Source organism: Massilia sp. CFBP9026 (assembly GCF_034045165.1).
GTDB lineage: Bacteria > Pseudomonadota > Gammaproteobacteria > Burkholderiales > Burkholderiaceae_D > Telluria > Telluria arenae.
This window is the reverse complement of record NZ_JAXCWH010000003.1, coordinates 1-15,304: the sequence shown is the minus strand read 5'-3', so window position 1 is coordinate 15,304 and position 15,304 is coordinate 1. Positions and strand designations below refer to the sequence as shown.

Here is a 15,304-nt window from a genome sequence, read left to right as displayed (position 1 = left end):
AAGTCATTAGAGCAGCCCCCAGCTCAATACCGATCCGGCACAATCGACTCCGCATAGTCGTACAGCGCCCCCAGAATCTCCTCGGCACGCTCGTCCGCCGTCTCCGACAGCGCATCGATCTCGGTAAACAGCTGGTCCACCGTGCGCGCCCCATGCGCGCCTTCGAACAGCCGCGCCGCCCGGTGCGCCTCCCACAGCTGCATCTCGTCTTCCGATAGCGTGTGCGGGAAGTTGCGCGCGCGATAGCGGAATAGTAGTTCGTTCAAGCGCTCGTCCTCGAAGCTGACGCGCTTTGCCAGCGCCTCGGGCTTCTGCATGCGCAGCGACTCCAGCTGGCGCCGGTCGTCGCGGCTGACGAAACCGCCGTACAGGTCTTCGTCGACGTCCACCGCTTCGCCCGCACCGGGTTTGGCCAGCACCTGGGCCCAGATCGCTCGCATGTCCGGTCCGCCGGCCGCCAGCGCGGCGTGCGCGCGGCCGCGCTCCAGGTCGATGTCCCAGCGCGTGGCCAGCTCGGGCCGCAGGGTCTTGAGGTTCCCGACCAGCATCGGCGATTTGTTCAAGTGAACGCTCTTGATCGGCAGCCGGGTCACGCCTTCGGGCAGTTCGCTCGCGCGCGTGTACATGCGGGTGCGGATGGTGTCGGCGTCGAGCGCGAACAGTTCGGACGGGTCGTGGCGGCAATCCCAGACCAGCACTTCGTTCTTGTTGGTCGGATGCTGGGCCAGCGGATAGACCAGGCCCAGGCAGCCGTACTCCACCGGGAACATGCCGGACACGTGCAGGAAAGGCTGGCGCTGGCCCGGGTCGAGGTGCAGCCCCATCTCGCTGGCGACGCGGTCCTTGCGGCGCAGCTCGAGGCAGAAGTCGAACAGGCGCGGCTGCTTGGCGCGGATCAGGCGCGCCAGCGCGATGGTGGCGCGCACGTCGGACAGCGCATCGTGGGCCGCTTCGTGGGCCAGGCCGTTGGCGGCGCTCAGGTGCTCCAGCCTGAAGCTCGGCTTGCCGTCTTCGCGGGTGGGCCATTCGATGCCTTCCGGGCGTAGCGCGTACACCATGCGCACCACGTCGAGCAGGTCCCAGCGGCCGCAGTTGTGCTGCCACTCGCGCGCATAGGGATCGATCAGGTTGCGCCAGAACAGGAAGCGGGTCACCTCGTCGTCGAAGCGGATCGTGTTGTAGCCGACGCCGATCGTTCCCGGCTCGCTGAAGGCGGCTTCGATATGGCGCGCGAATTCGTGTTCGGGGACGCCCTGTTCGAGGCAGTGCTGCGGGGTGATGCCGGTGATCAGGCAGGATTGCGGGTCGGGCAGGAAGTCGTTGGCCGGCTGGCAGTACAGCATGATCGGCTCGCCGATCTCGTTGAGGTCGGCGTCGGTGCGGATCGCAGCGAACTGGGCCGGGCGGTCGCGGCGCGGCACTGCGCCGAAGGTTTCATAGTCGTGCCAGAGGAAGGTATGCGTGCTCATGTGTTGTTATAAAGGCTGCCATCACGGCGTCAACCGGCATGGTGGCACATCCGCGCGGATCAGTCACGGCCGGCGGCAAAGGTCTGGAGCAATGCGTCAGGCGCAGACGCGGTCCCGTCCCGCTTCCTTGGCGCGGTACAGGGCGGCGTCGGCCGCCGCCAGCAGGCTGCGCTCGTCGCCGCCTGGCATCAGGCTGGCCACGCCGAACGAGCCGGTCAGGTGCGGCAGCGGCAGGCGCATATCGGGGAATACGACGGCCAGGCGCAGGCGAAGGCACAGGCGTTCGGCCACCCCGGTCGCCATGTCAGGCGTGGTGTCGGGCAGCACGGCCAGCATCTCTTCGCCGCCATAGCGCACCGCGAAGTCGGATGGGCGCAGCGCGCCGCGGATCACGCTCGCGGCCGCGGCCAGTGCTGCGTCGCCGGCGATGTGGCCGTGGGTGTCGTTGAAGCGCTTGAAGTGGTCGAGGTCGATCATCACCAGCGACAGCGGGCTGCCGTCGGTGGCCGCGCGCGCGGCCAGCTTGGGCAGCATCTCGTTGAGCCAGGCGCGGTTGTACAGGCCCGTGAGCGGGTCGTTGAGCGAGAGCTGGCGGTAGAATTCGCCCAGCTTCTGGCGCCGGCGCAGCAGGGCATTGGTGGCGCGGATGCGGAAGGACAGCAGGCGCAGCAGGTTACGCGCCAGCACGCCGGAACGCTCGATCAGCGTCCACACCATATCGGATTCGATCACCAGCAGTTCGGTGTCCTCGAGCGCCGTCATCGCCGCCAGGTTCAGCGCATCGTCCAGCACCGCCTGTTCGCCGACACTCTCGCCCGGCAGGATGCGGCTGGTGTTGCCCTCGTCGCCGGCATGGGCGTCGGGTGCGATCTCGAGCACGCCCGACAGCACGATGTACAGGCGCGCCTGGCCGCCATTGTCAATGCGGCGCCCGCGCGCCATGCGCACGACGGCGCAGCCGGCCACCATCGCGGCGATGGCAGGGTCGGTCTCGTCGCGAAACAGGTGCAGGTCGCGGATGGTGGTATGGGAAGCACCGAAGGTGCCGATGTGTTCCAAGTGGGGCCTCGAGCGAATCGCGTAAGGTTGAGTCCTTACAGCATTGAAATGATAGCCTATCGGACCTGGAATGCGTATTCGGCGCGCCTTAAACAACAATGGTGACATAACGGCATGAGTGATTCTGACAATTCGCTGATCGATGCGCTCGGACACGCGCACCGGCCGGTCCCGGATGCGCGCATCGTGTCGCTGGTGCCGTCGATCACCGAGCTGCTGTGCGACCTCGGCCTGGCGTCGCGGCTGGTCGGCCGCACCGGTTTCTGCATCCACCCGAAGGCGGTGGTGGCGGACATTCCCAAGGTGGGCGGCACCAAGGACGTCAACCTCGAGAAGATCCGCAAGCTGGCCCCGACCCACGTCGTGGTCAATATCGACGAGAACGAAAAGCCCACCGTCGATGCGCTGGCGCAGTTCGTGCCGCACGTGGTGGTCACGCATCCGCTGGTCCCGCAGGATAACCTGGCGCTGGCGCGGCTGATGGGCGGCGTCTTCGGCGCACGGGAGCAGGCCGCGTCCTGGTGCGCGGACTTCGAGGATGAACTGGCGCGGCTACGCGCGCTGGCGCGTGGTCCCGCGCGCACGGTCCTGTACTGCATCTGGCAAGACCCGTGGATGAGCGTGTCGAAGGACACCTATATCGCCGCCATGCTGGCCGAACTGGGCTGGCGCGTGCCCGAGCTGGGGGCGGCGCGCTATCCCCGGTTCGACTGGTCCGAAGCCCTGGTGGACGGGCTCGACGCCGTGCTGCTGTCGACCGAACCCTACCGGTTTACCGAGGCGCACGCGGACGCGCTGGAAAAGCAGATCGGGATTCCCGTGCTGCTGGTCGATGGCGAGATGATGTCGTGGTATGGAAGCCGGGCCCTGGCGGGCCTGCGCTATCTGCGCGAGGTGAGGGCAATGCTGGAAGGAAGTGCAGGCTGAAGTGCAGGCCCGGACGGGCCTGCGCTTCATTGGGTCACGATCACATATCCGTCAGGTGCTTGTCGGCGGTTGGATCTTCGGTGTGCGTGATCGAGGCGGCGCGCTGCTTGTCCTGCAGGCGGCCGATCGCGCTGTCGAGGGCGCGCGCCAGCTTGCCGCCGGCGTTGTTGATGGCCTGGTGCAGGTCGGTGGCGTGCTCGTGGATGACGATCGGCGCAATGCCGGTCAGGCGTGCTTCGAGCATGCACGAATTGCCGCCGTCCGCCTTCTTTTCCTTGTTCTCGTTACTCAAGTGAACGTCAACGCGGTTGACCTGGTCGCCAAAACGACCGATGGAGGTGCGCACGACTTCCTGCACGTGCTCGTCCAGGCCCTGATGCTTGTTGATGGTGTTATCGGTATTTACATTGATCTGCATGGATGGCTCCTGTAAGTCGTTACGGCTTCATCTTACACCTCTCGCGATTTTCGCCGCGTCCGCATTGTTAGCGTCTTGCTAATTCCAATTCTTTATCGATGTTGCTGAATTGCCACATAGAAATTATTTGCTCGTTTTGTAGGAAGAGTCCTACTAGAATTGCCTTCGATCGCCAATTCTATCGAATTGTTTCACTTCAGAGTTTGAAAGTCACAAGATTCGAAAAGGTTGCGCGTGTAAAAACCGATAAAAACACGCAGACGCCTGTCGCGTTACACGGCCGATGCAATGACAGGAACGGGAATAACAAGATGCAATTGAAGCAACTGAAAATCGGCCAGCGCCTGGCGCTCGCCTTTGGCCTGGTACTTGTGCTGTTGGCTGTCGTGTTGGCCACTGGCGTTCAAAAACTGAGCGCCATGAACGATTTGCTGGTCAAGGTCGTCGAAGTGAACAACGCGCGCATCGATGCCGCCAGTACCATGCGCGACAACCTGCGCCGGATCTCGATCGCCGTGCGCGACATGACGATCATTTCGGACGAGGCCCAGATGCAGGAACAGTCGACCGCGATCGCCAAGGCGCGCGAAGCCTACGAGGTTGGCGCCAAACTGCTGGATGGGTCGATCACTTCCGACGAAGGCAAGGCCCAGCTTGCCAGTACCGCCGCGGCCGCCGCCAAGGTGCTGCCGCTGATCGCCAAGGGCGAAGCGCTGGCGCGGCAGAACGACCTCGATGCCGGCCGGGATTTCCTGCGCGACGAGTTCGTGCCCGCCATGCGCGGCTGGACCACCTCGATCGACGACATCATCACGCTGCAGAGCAGGCGCAATAATGAAGACCAGGCGCGGGGACGCGACGCCTATGCGCAGGCGCGCGTGCTGATGTTCAGCGTCGGCGCCTTCGCCCTGATCGCGGCGGTCGCCATCGCCTGGCTGATCACCCGCTCGATCACCGGCCCGCTGAACCGCGCCGTGGAAGTCGCGCGCACCGTCGCCGCCGGTGACCTCTCCAGCCACATCGAGGTCACCTCGCTGGATGAAACCGGCCAGCTGCTGGGCGCGCTGAAAGACATGAACACGAACCTGCGCGACATCGTCAGCCAGGTGCGCGAAGGCACCGACACCATCGCCACCGCCTCGGACGAGATCGCGTCGGGCAACCTCGACCTGTCGAGCCGTACCGAACAGCAGGCCAGTTCGCTGGAAGAAACCGCCTCGTCGATGGAAGAGCTGACCTCGACCGTCAAGCAGAACGCCGAACACGCACGCCAGGCCAACGGTCTCGCGCGCTCGGCCTCCGACGTCGCCATCCGCGGCGGCGCCGTGGTGTCCGACGTGGTCGAAACCATGGGCGCCATCCATGCGTCGGCCAGCAAGATCGTCGACATCATCTCGGTGATCGACGGCATCGCCTTCCAGACCAATATCCTGGCGCTGAATGCGGCGGTCGAAGCGGCGCGCGCCGGCGAGCAGGGCCGCGGCTTCGCGGTGGTGGCGAGCGAGGTGCGCAACCTGGCCCAGCGTTCGGCCAGCGCGGCCAAGGAGATCAAGACCCTGATCGACGACTCGGTGAACAAGGTCGACGAAGGCAGCCGCCTGGTGACCCAGGCCGGCGCGACGATGGACGAGATCGTGGTGAGCGTCAAGCGCGTCACCGACATCATGGGCGAAATCACGGTCGCCAGCCACGAGCAGGAAAACGGCATCGAGCAGATCAACCAGGCGGTGACCGAGATGGACGCGGTGACCCAGCAGAACGCGGCCCTGGTGGAAGAGGCGGCGGCCGCCGCCCAGTCGCTGAAGGAACAGTCGGCGCGCCTGGCCGAGACGGTCAGCGTGTTCAACCTGGGGACCGCTCAGCGCAATGCCGGCGCGGCCCGTCCGGCGGCGGCGGCGTACCAGCAGCGCGCGCTGGCGGTGGCCTAAGGCGCGGGAGCCTGGCTCTCGCGCTCCTTCTCGTGGTGCGGGAAGCGGTCCATCCTTGACAGCACCGGGAACAGCACCGCCCACAGCCCGGTGACCACCAGCGTGGCGACGCCGCCCAGCAGGATGGCGCGCGTCAGGCCCAGCCAGCCGGCGGTGACGCCGGATTCGAATTCGCCCAGCTCATTCGAGGCGCCGATGAACACCGAGTTCACGGCGCTGACCCGGCCGCGGATCTCGTCCGGGGTCTCGTACTGCACCAGCAGGTGGCGGATGTAGACGCTGACCATATCGCCCACGCCGAGCAGGAACAGGGCGGCCAGGGCGACCGGGAAGCTGTCGGTCAGGCCCAGCAGGATCACGCACACGCCGTACAGCGCGACGCCGCCGAACATCCAGGCCCCGACCCGGCGCGTGATCGGGAACATCGCGAGCGTGATCGAACACAGGGCGGCGCCGACGCCGGGTGCGGTGCGCAGGAAGCCGAGGCCGGTGGGCCCGGCGCCCAGGACGTCGTGCGCGTAGGCCGGCAGCAGGGCGGTGGCGCCGCCGAACAGCACCGCGAACAGGTCGAGCGAGATGGCGCCCAGCACGATCGGGCGCGAGCGCACGAAGCGCAGGCCCTCGAGCAGGGTGTGCCAGCTGACCGGCGCCTTGTTGATGATCTGCTGGATGCTGCGCGTGTTCGTCATCAAGAGCACCGCCAGCGCCAGCAGGCTGGCGGACGTCATGTGCACGACCTGCGCGCCCAACACATACAGCAGGCCGCCGACGATCGGTCCCAGGATCATCGCCACGTGCATGGTCGAGGAACCGAGCGCCACCGCCTGGCTGAACTCGCGGTCGGGCACCAGGTTCTTGAGTACCGCCTGCGAGGCCGGCATCATGAAGGCGCGCGCGCTGCCGAACACCACCAGGATCGCGAACACCGGCCACACGACCGTGCTGCCGCTGGCGGTAAACGCGATCAGCAGCGCGCTGCACAGCAGCTGCACCGCCATGCAGGCCATGACGATCAGGCGCCGGTTGTAGCGGTCGGCCACGTGGCCGGCCCACAGGATAAATAACAGGAACGGCGCGAACTGCGCCAGGCCGATCAGGCCGAGATCGAACAGGCTGCCGGTGATCTGGTACACCTGCCAGCCGATCGCCACGCTCTGCATCTGGACGGCGAAGGTGGCGAGAAAGCGCGCCGAGAGATAGAAGGCGAGATTGCGGTTGCGCAGGACGCCGAGGCGGCCGGAGGGAGACAGCAGGGACATGGACTGTTCGGGGCGACGGGAGAACCCGTCATTGTGCCCGAAGATGCGGCGCCGCGTCGGCGCCGCCAGCGGCGGATCAACCGCCCGCCAGATCCGCCTCGGTGGTGAACGAATCGGCGAAGAACTCGTCTTCCGGCAGGCCGCACAGGGCCGTGTAGTCGCGGCGCGCCGAATCGACCATCACCGGGGCGCCGCAGGCGTAGACCTGGTGTCCCGACAGATCGATGACGTCCTGCATGACGGCCGCGTGCACGAAGCCAGTGCGGCCCGTCCAGCCATCCTCGGGCAGCGCGTCCGAGATCACCGGCACGTAGGTGAAGTCGGGCAGCGTGGTTTCCCAGGCGCGGCACAGTTCGTCCATATACAGGTCTTGCGGGCGGCGACCGCCCCAGTACAGGCGCACCGGGCGGGTGGACTTCAGGTGCATCAGGTGCTCGACCAGGGCCTTGACCGGCGCGAAGCCGGTGCCCGAGGCCAGCAGCACGATCGGCTTGTCGGATTCTTCGCGCAGGAAGAAGGTGCCCAGCGGGCCTTCGAAGCGCAGGATGTCGCGTTCCTTCATGGCGCCGAACACGTGGTCGGTGAACAGGCCGCCCGGCAGGTGCCGGATATGCAGTTCGAGCGGGCCTTCGAACGACGGCGCGTTGGCGATCGAGTAGGCGCGGCGCTTGCCGTCCTTGAGCAGGAATTCGATGTACTGGCCGGCGCGGTAGGCCAGGAGCTCGTTGGCCGGCAGCTGCAGGTTGACGATCGCGACGTCGGGCGCGGCGCGGCGGATGGCGGCGATCCGGGTCGGCATCTTGCGCAGCGGGTAGTCCGAGCTGCCGCCCACTTCGCGCGCCTCGATCACCAGGTCGCCACTCGGCACGGCGCAGCAGAACAGCGACATGCCGGCGGTCTTCTCGATGTCGGACAGCGCGCGCTGCTGGTGCGGCTTGTGCTCCACCGCGCCATCGAGCACCTTGCCCTTGCACGAGCCGCAGGCGCCGTTCTTGCAGCCATAGGGCAGGCCGATGCCGGCGCGGATGGCCGCGGAAAGGACGGTTTCATCGGCTTCGCAGGTGAACTGGCTGCCGCTGGGCTGGACGGTGATCTGGAAGGTCATGCGAAGTCTGAGGTAGGTGCGCACTGGCGCAAGTGGTTGATCCGATGGCGGTTTTCCGTAGCAGGGCGCTATTTTACACTGGGCCCGGATTTGCCGGGCACGGCCCTGTGCTAAAGTGCCGCGATCCGCAATGTCCAGCCACGAACCCATGTCCCAACGCGCCCCTTTCGCCCGTCCCCGCCTGCTCATCGTCGGTTGCGGCGACGTCGGCATGCGCCTGTTGCCGCTGCTGGCCGGCAGGTTCCGGGTGTTCGCCCTGACCAGCCAGCCCGAGCGCCGCGCGGAGTTGCGCGCGCTGGGCGCGGTGCCGGTGGTGGCCGACCTGGACCGCCCGGCGACCCTGGCGCGCTTGGGGCGGCTGGCGCCGTGGGTGCTGCACCTGGCGCCGCCGCAGGCGGATGGCGAGCACGATCGGCGCACGCGCCACCTGGCGGCGGCGCTGGGACAGGTCGAGCGCATGGTGTATGTGAGCACGAGCGGCGTGTACGGCGATTGCGGCGGCGCGCTGGTCCATGAGCACCGCCCGGTGGCGCCGCGCAATGCGCGCGCGCGGCGGCGCGTGGACGCCGAACGCGTGCTGCGCGCGTGGGCCCTGGCCACCGGCGCATCGCTGGCCATCCTGCGTGTGCCGGGCATCTATGCCGACGACCGCCTGCCGCTGCGCCGGCTCGAGCAGGGCACGCCGGCGCTGCGCGTCGAGGACGACGTCTACACCAGCCACGTGCACGCCGACGACCTGGCGCGCATCGTGCTGGCGGCCTTGCTGCGCGGACGGCCCGGGCGCGTGGTGCACGCGGTCGACCGCACGCGCATGAAGATGGCCGATTATTTCGATGCCGTGGCCGATGCCTTCGGCATGCAGCGCCCGCCGCGCCTGGCGCGCGCCGAACTGCAAACCGCGGTGTCGCCGATGCTGCTGTCCTTCATGTCGGAATCGCGGCAGCTGGACGACACGCGCCTGCGCCGCGAACTGCGGGTGCGCCTGCGCCATCCCGACGTTGCCACGACGCTGGCGCGCCTGCGCCGGGCCCCATGAGGCCCACAAGAACACCTTCATGGATTAGTAAACATTATTTATCGACTATCTGTATAATTTCGCGTCCCGCGAAAACAGCCGTATAAATAATTACGGTTTGCCTTTTTCTGCTAATTTTTCGCGGTTCAACGTGTTAAATAGCAAATTAACAATAATACTGAAAGAGCCATGCCGATTCGCCGCCTTCCACCCGGCGCCGAGTACGACCCCAACCGGGTCCTCGACGCCATCATTTCCCGCCTGCGCCTGAAGAACGACGCCGCCCTGTCGCGGCTGCTCGAAGTCGCGCCACCCGTGATCAGCAAGATCCGCCACAGCACGCTGCCGATCGGGGCCACGCTGTTGATCCGCATGCACGAGGAGAGCGATTTCAGCATCGGCGAATTGCGTGCGCTGATGATCAGGAAGGGTAGCGAAGCAGGGATGGCGCTCGCCGAATGAAACGACAGCCGGGATGGCGGCATGGTTGCCATCCCGGCTGCGAGGGTCAAACTGGAAAATCAGGCGGTTTGCAGGGGCTTGTTGGGCATGCCGCAAAACGCGGTGTCGCTGGCTTGCTTGTTGGGCATGCCGCAAAATGCGGTGTCGCTGGCCTGCTTGTTGGGCATGCCACAAAACGCGGTGTCGCTGGCTTGCTTGTTGGGCATGCCGCAAAACGCGGTGTCGCTGGCCTGCTTGTTGGGCATGCCGCAAAACGCGGTGTCGCTGGCCTGCTTGTTGGGCATGCCGCAAAACGCGGTGTCGCTGGCTTGCTTGTTGGGCATGCCGCAAAATGCGGTATCGCTGGCCTGCTTGTTGGGCATGCCGCAGAACGCGGTATCGCTGGCCTGCTTGTTGGGCATGCCGCAGAACGCGGTGTCGCTGGCCTGCTTGTTGGGCATGCCGCAGAACGCGGTATCGCTGGCTTGCTTGTTGGGCATGCCGCAGAACGCCGCGTCGCCCTTGACGACCACGCCGAACTCGGCTTCGTACAACTCGCGCATGCGGTCGCCAGCGCGCTGGCGTTCGCCGTTGTCGGCGCCGGCGCCCATGCCAACATACGGATAGTGATGTAGGAAGAATCCGAAGGTGGCCTCACAGTCGCGGGCGTACTTCATGGTGTCGAGGATGTGGTAATGCCAGAACGTGTCGACATCGAAAGTCGGCGACGCGCCCCCGTCCGGGTATTTTTTCATCAGGAACAGGAAACGGCGATACTCGGCCTCGACGGCGTTGACACGGTGTTCGGACCAGCCTTCGCCCGATTCCACGTGCATCAGTTTCATCCTGATCGGGGCCAGGTCGAGTGCTTCAAAGACGGAAAATTCGGTATTGGTCGACATCGTTTCACCTCGTTTAGTGTTGTAGACGTTGGTGTTGCTACATCCCTGTTGACGTGTTGCGCTTATTTGCTGCGCTTGTGCTGCTGAATGGTCGGTGATGGCCTCCTGCATGCTCGATAAAAGGAAGGATTCCGGTGTGTTGACCTGTGGCAGCTATAGGAATTGTCCTGCGGTCCGTCAGAGTAACTGTTGAGGTTGCTCAAATGCCGGTGGCATTGCTGGCTTCTGGCAACAGTCATTCGGACATTGCCGTGCATTTCAGGCCGCTACCGCGACCGGTGACGTCTTGCCCGGATAAAAGTCCATGCCCACGTCCACGCACATGCTGACCACCGGGATCGTGACCACGACCGTGGTGCCCGAATCGAGTCCGCTGCTGATCGAGAAAGAGCCGCCCAGGATGCCCACCCGCTCCTCGATCCCGACCAGGCCGAACGATCCGTGGCGGTTGCGGCTGCCCGGCTGCATGCCGACGCCGTTGTCGCGGATGGTCATGGTCAGCATGTCGGCCTGCTGTTGCAAGGCGATCCTGACCCTGGTCGCGCGCGCATGCCGGGCGACGTTGTTGAGAGACTCCTGCAGGATGCGGAAGAAGGCGGTCGCGCAATGGTCGTCGATGCGATGCTCGCCGTCGTCGTCGACCAGTTCGCACTCGATGCCGGTGCGGCGCGCGAAATCGGCCACCTGCCAGTCGACCGCCGCCGACAGGCCCAGGTCCAGCACGTTGGGACGCAAGTCGTTGATGATCTGGCGCACGCTGCGGATGGTGACGTCGATCTGGCGCACGGTGGCGTCGGCGCGCGCGTGCAGGCGCCGGTGGCCGCCGCGGGTGCGATTGGCCAGGAGTTCGGCCTCGATCTTCAGCGCCAGCAGGTTCTGGGCCAGGTCGTCGTGGATCTCGCGCGCGATGCGCTTGCGTTCGCCTTCTTTGATCTGCTCGGCGTGCGCCGCCAGCAGGCGCAGTTTTTCGTGGCTGGCCTGCAGCTTGGCCTGGCTGGCGCGCAGCTCGCGCGTCATTTCCTCGGCCATGCGCAGGGCGTTGCGGCGCGACGAGGCCAGGGTCTGGAACAGGGCGTAGAGCAGGGCCGCGCTCATGGCGGCGGCGAAGCCGGCCAGCCACGGGTAGTACATGTCGAAACGGGTGTACAGCGCCGACTTGGCGATGCTGAAGTCGGCACGCCACACGCGGTCGTTGAACTCGATCGGCAGGCTGGCCGCGAACACGCTGCTGTCGTCCGGCGGCGGCGCTGGCTTGGGGTGCGCGTCGGTGGCCAGGCTGTCATACAGGATGGCGCGCGGGACTGGCTCGCCCGGCTCGCGCGACAGTTCCGTCAACTCGGTCAGGATCAGGCGCACGCCTTCGACCGGGAACTCATCGAGTACGCCGCTGACCAGCGGCGTGACGCCAAAACCGAGTCCGACCGATCCGACATAGGCCAGCCGCCGTTCTTCCACGCTGGCCGCGGGCAAGGGGCCGCGGTAGACCGGCAGGCGCAGCGCCAGCGCATTCTGGTTGGGACCGGGGCGCAGCGTGATGCGGGTGCCGGACGAGCCCAGCACACCGCTGTCGCGCGCACGCGCCAGCTCGCGCCGGACCGCCCCACGTATCTCGAGGTCCAGGCCCAGTTTTTCGTACAGGTCCTGCGACAGGGGTTCGATGAATAGCAGCACCGTGTAGGTGTCGCGGTCGGCCGACGGATGCAGGGGTTCGAATCGCAGCACGCCGTGTTCCAGCAGGCGCGCACGCAACTCCTGGTTGAGCGCGGGCAGGGCGTCGGCGCGTACCGCACGTGCGTAGTTGATGACCACGATGCCAGGGAAGTTGCGCTTGATGCCGAGCTGGTCGACGTACTGGCGGAACTGGTCGGCATTGGTGTCGGGATTGATGCGAAACAGCCCTGCCGCCCCGCGCAGGATGTCGCCGTAGCTCTTGATGCGGGTATCGATATTGTATTGGGCGGCGCGCGCCATGCCGCGAAACCGCGTGTGGGCATCGCTTTCGATCGCCTCCGCCGTGGCGAAATAAACACCGGTACCGAACGCCAGCGACAGCAGTACGCCTGTGATCAGCGTGGCTGGCGCAAACATTCCGGGGGGACGATCTGGCGGCATGCAGTGGTCTCGAAAATGCTGGATGGCAGGCAAGCGCGCTTGGCGTCGATCCCTACGATCAATACGCTAAGCAATGTCTGGCGAGACAGGAGCTATCAGGTTTACTAGGTTTTACAAAAACACGACGTCTTGCGGTGTGGCTGCGGATGCAGCTTGCAGGGAGCGGCATCGCCTACTTCGATAAAAAAGCGCCGCGGCCATAGGGCGCGGCGCTTTCGGGCTGGCGGTTAGCCGGCGGCGATCAGTTGAAGCTCAGCCCATTATTGCTGGCGTTGCTGACCTTCTTGCCCTTCAGGTCCACCGTGAAATGGTCGCTCGGCTTGGCCGAACCCAGGCCCTTGAGGATGGCGAACACCTGCTTGAACTGGTTCTGGAACGGCACGTGCACCGGGTTCTGGTCGGAGGGCTTGTCGCCCACCTTGACGATGGCTGCCGGGGTGGCGGGGAAGGCGGCCATCAGGAGCTTGTACTGGTTCACGCGCTGCTGGCCCATGTCGCGCAGGGCCAGTTCGCCCGCATACACGGTGCGGTGGAAGTCGCCGTAGAAATCATAGGCCGAGATGGCGGCGAAGTCGTCCAGGCGCAGGCCGGCGGCGCTGGCCAGCTTGTCGGCGCGCGCGGTGGCGTCGGCCCAGTCGGTCGCCAGGGTCGAGGCCGGCGCCGCGGTGCCGGTTGCGGTACCCGGTGCGGCGCAGGCTGCGGTCAATGGTACGACGCCGGGCGCGTCCTTCAGCTGGGCCAGGGTTACCTTCGTCTGCAGCTGCGACAGGATCAGCATCTGCTTGCCATTCAGGGCCATCGCCGCTTCCTTCATCTCGCATGGCCAGTATTCGTCCATGAAGCGCAGGCGCGACAGTTCGCCGAAGTACTGATGGGTGTACTCGCCGTAGGAACGGGTCTCGAGGATGTCGCGGTCCCAGCGCTTGGCGGCGTCGGCGGGGACCGAGCTGCCCTTCAGGTAGTCGTTCTCGACCACGTAATGCGGGAACAGCTCGGCAAAGCGCGGCACCGTGTTCAGGGGCATGGTCTGGACGTCGATCGTGTCCTGGTCTTTATAGGTGACGATCTTGTAGGCCGCGCCATACACCGCCAGCGACGGCGACTGGACGTTGACCAGGTAGTTGCCGCCAGCATCCTGGTGGTCGTTGGTGCCGTTGAAGTGCATGTGGCCGCCGACGTGCAGGCGCAGGCCGGTCGCGGCCACGGCGTTGGCGACGGTCTGGTCCGGCACGCGCGCGGTCTGGAAGGCGCCCGACTTGAACACGGCCTTCATGGCCGAGGTCTGGTTGGCGTAGAAGTCCATGGTCGGGTAGTGCGAGAAGGCCATCAGCTGCTTGCCTTCCGCCTTGGCGCGGGCGGCGACCGACTTGATGTAGTCCATCAGGAACATCTTGTGGGTGATCACCTTGTTCCAGCCGGCGTTGCCGGCGCCATCGTAGCCCTTGAAGTCGTGCGGCTTGGCCGGATCGAACTTCGCGTTGGGGACGAAGACGTTGGCGTCGATCGAGAGCAGCCACAGGCCCTTGACCGGTTCCACCAGGTAGGTGCTGTCGATCATCTCGGTACATTTGGTGAAGGCCTTGCCCAGCTTGGCTTCGCCGGCCGCCTTGTAGGCGCCGCCGGAACCTTCGAGGCAGATCTCGAACTGGCGGTTCTTCACCGCCGCCTGGGCCAGCGCTTCGTCATAGCTGTATTTGCCGCCAGCGTACTTGCTGAACGGGGTTTCCCACAGCAGGTCGGCCTTGTTCGGCATGAAGCCGAATTCCGCCATCTTGGTCATCAGGCGTTCGGTGCCTTGTTCCATGATCTGGTCGGTGCAGATCACGGTCGGGTCCTTGGCGACGCAGGCCGGATTGCCGGTGGCGTAGATCTTCTGTTCCTTGCCTTCCTTGGTCAGGAAGTCGTTCTTGCCGGCTTCGTTGTCGTCGTAGGGCTCGACCGGGTCGTGGTTGCCCGGCGCCAGGAAGAAGCGCATGCCCTTGGCCTGATAGGTCTTCATGATCTCGGCGATGCCGTCGACGTTCATCGGCTGGGCGTCGTCGGTGTAGTCGCCCGGCAGCGCCACGACACGGATGCCCTTGGCGTAGGCGTCGTCCAGCGCGGCGAAGAAGGCGAAGTAGTTCTCGTTGAACAGGCGCGTCGAGGTCAGCTGCGCGTACATGGTGCGGATGGTCGCGTTCTTGCCATCCTTGGTCGGGATGCCGGCGAACTGGCTGTTCTTGAAGTCGCCGTAGACGTTCTGGAAGTGCACGTCGCTCATGAAGGCGACCGGCGTCGGCACCGGAGCGGGCGCCGGGTCCGGCGTCTGCACTGGCGGCGGTGGCGGCGTGGTCGCGACGGGATCGGATGGATCGCTTGGGCTGCAGCCGGCCAGCAGGGCCAGGGAAAGGGCGGCGGCGCAGGAAGCGGCGCGGGTCAAACGAAAGCGGGTCGAGCGTAAGGGGGACATGCAAGGCTCCGGACAGAAAGATGGCCGGGATGATTGCATTCTTGCATGACCGCTTTGTTACAAGATTCTAAACAAAGCGTCACCTTTGCCTTCCCAACCAAAAGCCGGGGTCACAAAAGCCGGGGTCAGGTTGAGATGGTCCGGGTTTCATGGACTTCCGAATAGGGGACAATATGCCCCGGGAGGATTTACATGACAAACAAGAAGTTGCCCTCGAAGC

General features: G+C 65.5%; 12 protein-coding genes. 4 read left to right on the top strand and 8 right to left on the bottom strand.

All coding sequences use genetic code 11. The features are described from left to right. Positions 1 to 23 precede the first annotated feature (23 nt). Positions 24 to 1,469 (bottom strand): exodeoxyribonuclease I, encoded by a 1,446-nt coding sequence (gene sbcB, locus SOM28_RS08560; RefSeq protein ID WP_147933969.1) that lies wholly within the window; start codon positions 1,467 to 1,469, stop codon positions 24 to 26. A 96-nt stretch (positions 1,470 to 1,565) separates the two neighbouring features. Beyond that, positions 1,566 to 2,528 carry a GGDEF domain-containing protein gene (locus tag SOM28_RS08555; RefSeq protein ID WP_320467845.1) on the bottom strand — a complete coding sequence of 321 codons (963 nt, stop codon included), beginning with the start codon at positions 2,526 to 2,528 and terminating at the stop codon, positions 1,566 to 1,568. A gap of 114 nt (positions 2,529 to 2,642) precedes the next feature. On the opposite strand from SOM28_RS08555, the gene SOM28_RS08550 reads away from it, so the two are divergent. Beyond that, entirely contained in the window at positions 2,643 to 3,455 is an 813-nt protein-coding gene (locus tag SOM28_RS08550) for a helical backbone metal receptor (RefSeq protein ID WP_320467844.1), read from the top strand. 40 nt (positions 3,456 to 3,495) lie between these two features. Here SOM28_RS08550 and SOM28_RS08545 read toward each other — a convergent pair whose 3' ends face one another. Continuing rightward, on the bottom strand, positions 3,496 to 3,873 hold the full coding sequence (locus tag SOM28_RS08545) for an HPF/RaiA family ribosome-associated protein (RefSeq protein WP_109344528.1): 378 nt from the start codon (positions 3,871 to 3,873) through the stop codon (positions 3,496 to 3,498). A gap of 311 nt (positions 3,874 to 4,184) precedes the next feature. On the opposite strand from SOM28_RS08545, the gene SOM28_RS08540 reads away from it, so the two are divergent. Continuing rightward, a complete protein-coding gene (locus tag SOM28_RS08540) occupies positions 4,185 to 5,801 on the top strand; it encodes a methyl-accepting chemotaxis protein (RefSeq protein WP_320467843.1) in 1,617 nt (538 codons plus the stop codon). On the opposite strand, the gene SOM28_RS08535 is transcribed toward SOM28_RS08540, so the two are convergent. Both SOM28_RS08535 and SOM28_RS08530 read right to left on the bottom strand, forming a co-directional pair. Then, positions 5,798 to 7,060, bottom strand: a complete 1,263-nt coding sequence (locus SOM28_RS08535; RefSeq protein ID WP_320467842.1) for an MFS transporter — start codon at positions 7,058 to 7,060, stop codon at positions 5,798 to 5,800. The genes SOM28_RS08540 and SOM28_RS08535 overlap by 4 nt on opposite strands. Before the next feature lie 76 nt (positions 7,061 to 7,136). Beyond that, a complete protein-coding gene (locus SOM28_RS08530) occupies positions 7,137 to 8,165 on the bottom strand; it encodes a CDP-6-deoxy-delta-3,4-glucoseen reductase (RefSeq protein WP_320467841.1) in 1,029 nt (342 codons plus the stop codon). A gap of 148 nt (positions 8,166 to 8,313) precedes the next feature. On the opposite strand from SOM28_RS08530, the gene SOM28_RS08525 reads away from it, so the two are divergent. Next, positions 8,314 to 9,201, top strand: coding sequence for an NAD(P)H-binding protein (locus SOM28_RS08525; protein ID WP_123071328.1), 888 nt, complete (start codon positions 8,314 to 8,316; stop codon positions 9,199 to 9,201). 168 nt (positions 9,202 to 9,369) lie between these two features. Beyond that, on the top strand, positions 9,370 to 9,642 hold the full coding sequence (locus SOM28_RS08520; RefSeq protein ID WP_320467840.1) for a hypothetical protein: 273 nt from the start codon (positions 9,370 to 9,372) through the stop codon (positions 9,640 to 9,642). 59 nt (positions 9,643 to 9,701) lie between these two features. On the opposite strand, the gene SOM28_RS08515 is transcribed toward SOM28_RS08520, so the two are convergent. From SOM28_RS08515 to SOM28_RS08505, 3 genes are all read right to left on the bottom strand, one after another. Beyond that, positions 9,702 to 10,634 (bottom strand): glycine-rich domain-containing protein, encoded by a 933-nt coding sequence (locus SOM28_RS08515; protein WP_320467839.1) that lies wholly within the window; start codon positions 10,632 to 10,634, stop codon positions 9,702 to 9,704. Positions 10,635 to 10,781: 147 nt separating this feature from the next. Next, on the bottom strand, positions 10,782 to 12,611 hold the full coding sequence (locus tag SOM28_RS08510) for a sensor histidine kinase (RefSeq protein ID WP_320467838.1): 1,830 nt from the start codon (positions 12,609 to 12,611) through the stop codon (positions 10,782 to 10,784). Positions 12,612 to 12,876: 265 nt separating this feature from the next. After that, positions 12,877 to 15,084, bottom strand: coding sequence for a metallophosphoesterase family protein (locus SOM28_RS08505; protein WP_123070584.1), 2,208 nt, complete (start codon positions 15,082 to 15,084; stop codon positions 12,877 to 12,879). Positions 15,085 to 15,304: the final 220 nt, after the last annotated feature.

What these genes read in the sequence shown, in the direction of transcription:
- SOM28_RS08505 (WP_123070584.1), bottom strand. Translation starts at nt 15,084, where the DNA reads ATGTCCCCCTTACGCTCGACCCGCTTTCGTTTGACCCGCGCCGCTTCC.
- SOM28_RS08515 (WP_320467839.1), bottom strand. Translation starts at nt 10,634, where the DNA reads ATGCAGGAGGCCATCACCGACCATTCAGCAGCACAAGCGCAGCAAATA.
- SOM28_RS08510 (WP_320467838.1), bottom strand. Translation starts at nt 12,611, where the DNA reads ATGTTTGCGCCAGCCACGCTGATCACAGGCGTACTGCTGTCGCTGGCG.
- sbcB (WP_147933969.1), bottom strand. Translation starts at nt 1,469, where the DNA reads ATGAGCACGCATACCTTCCTCTGGCACGACTATGAAACCTTCGGCGCA.
- SOM28_RS08535 (WP_320467842.1), bottom strand. Translation starts at nt 7,060, where the DNA reads ATGTCCCTGCTGTCTCCCTCCGGCCGCCTCGGCGTCCTGCGCAACCGC.
- SOM28_RS08540 (WP_320467843.1), top strand. Translation starts at nt 4,185, where the DNA reads ATGCAATTGAAGCAACTGAAAATCGGCCAGCGCCTGGCGCTCGCCTTT.
- SOM28_RS08530 (WP_320467841.1), bottom strand. Translation starts at nt 8,165, where the DNA reads ATGACCTTCCAGATCACCGTCCAGCCCAGCGGCAGCCAGTTCACCTGC.
- SOM28_RS08520 (WP_320467840.1), top strand. Translation starts at nt 9,370, where the DNA reads ATGCCGATTCGCCGCCTTCCACCCGGCGCCGAGTACGACCCCAACCGG.
- SOM28_RS08525 (WP_123071328.1), top strand. Translation starts at nt 8,314, where the DNA reads ATGTCCCAACGCGCCCCTTTCGCCCGTCCCCGCCTGCTCATCGTCGGT.
- SOM28_RS08550 (WP_320467844.1), top strand. Translation starts at nt 2,643, where the DNA reads ATGAGTGATTCTGACAATTCGCTGATCGATGCGCTCGGACACGCGCAC.
- SOM28_RS08545 (WP_109344528.1), bottom strand. Translation starts at nt 3,873, where the DNA reads ATGCAGATCAATGTAAATACCGATAACACCATCAACAAGCATCAGGGC.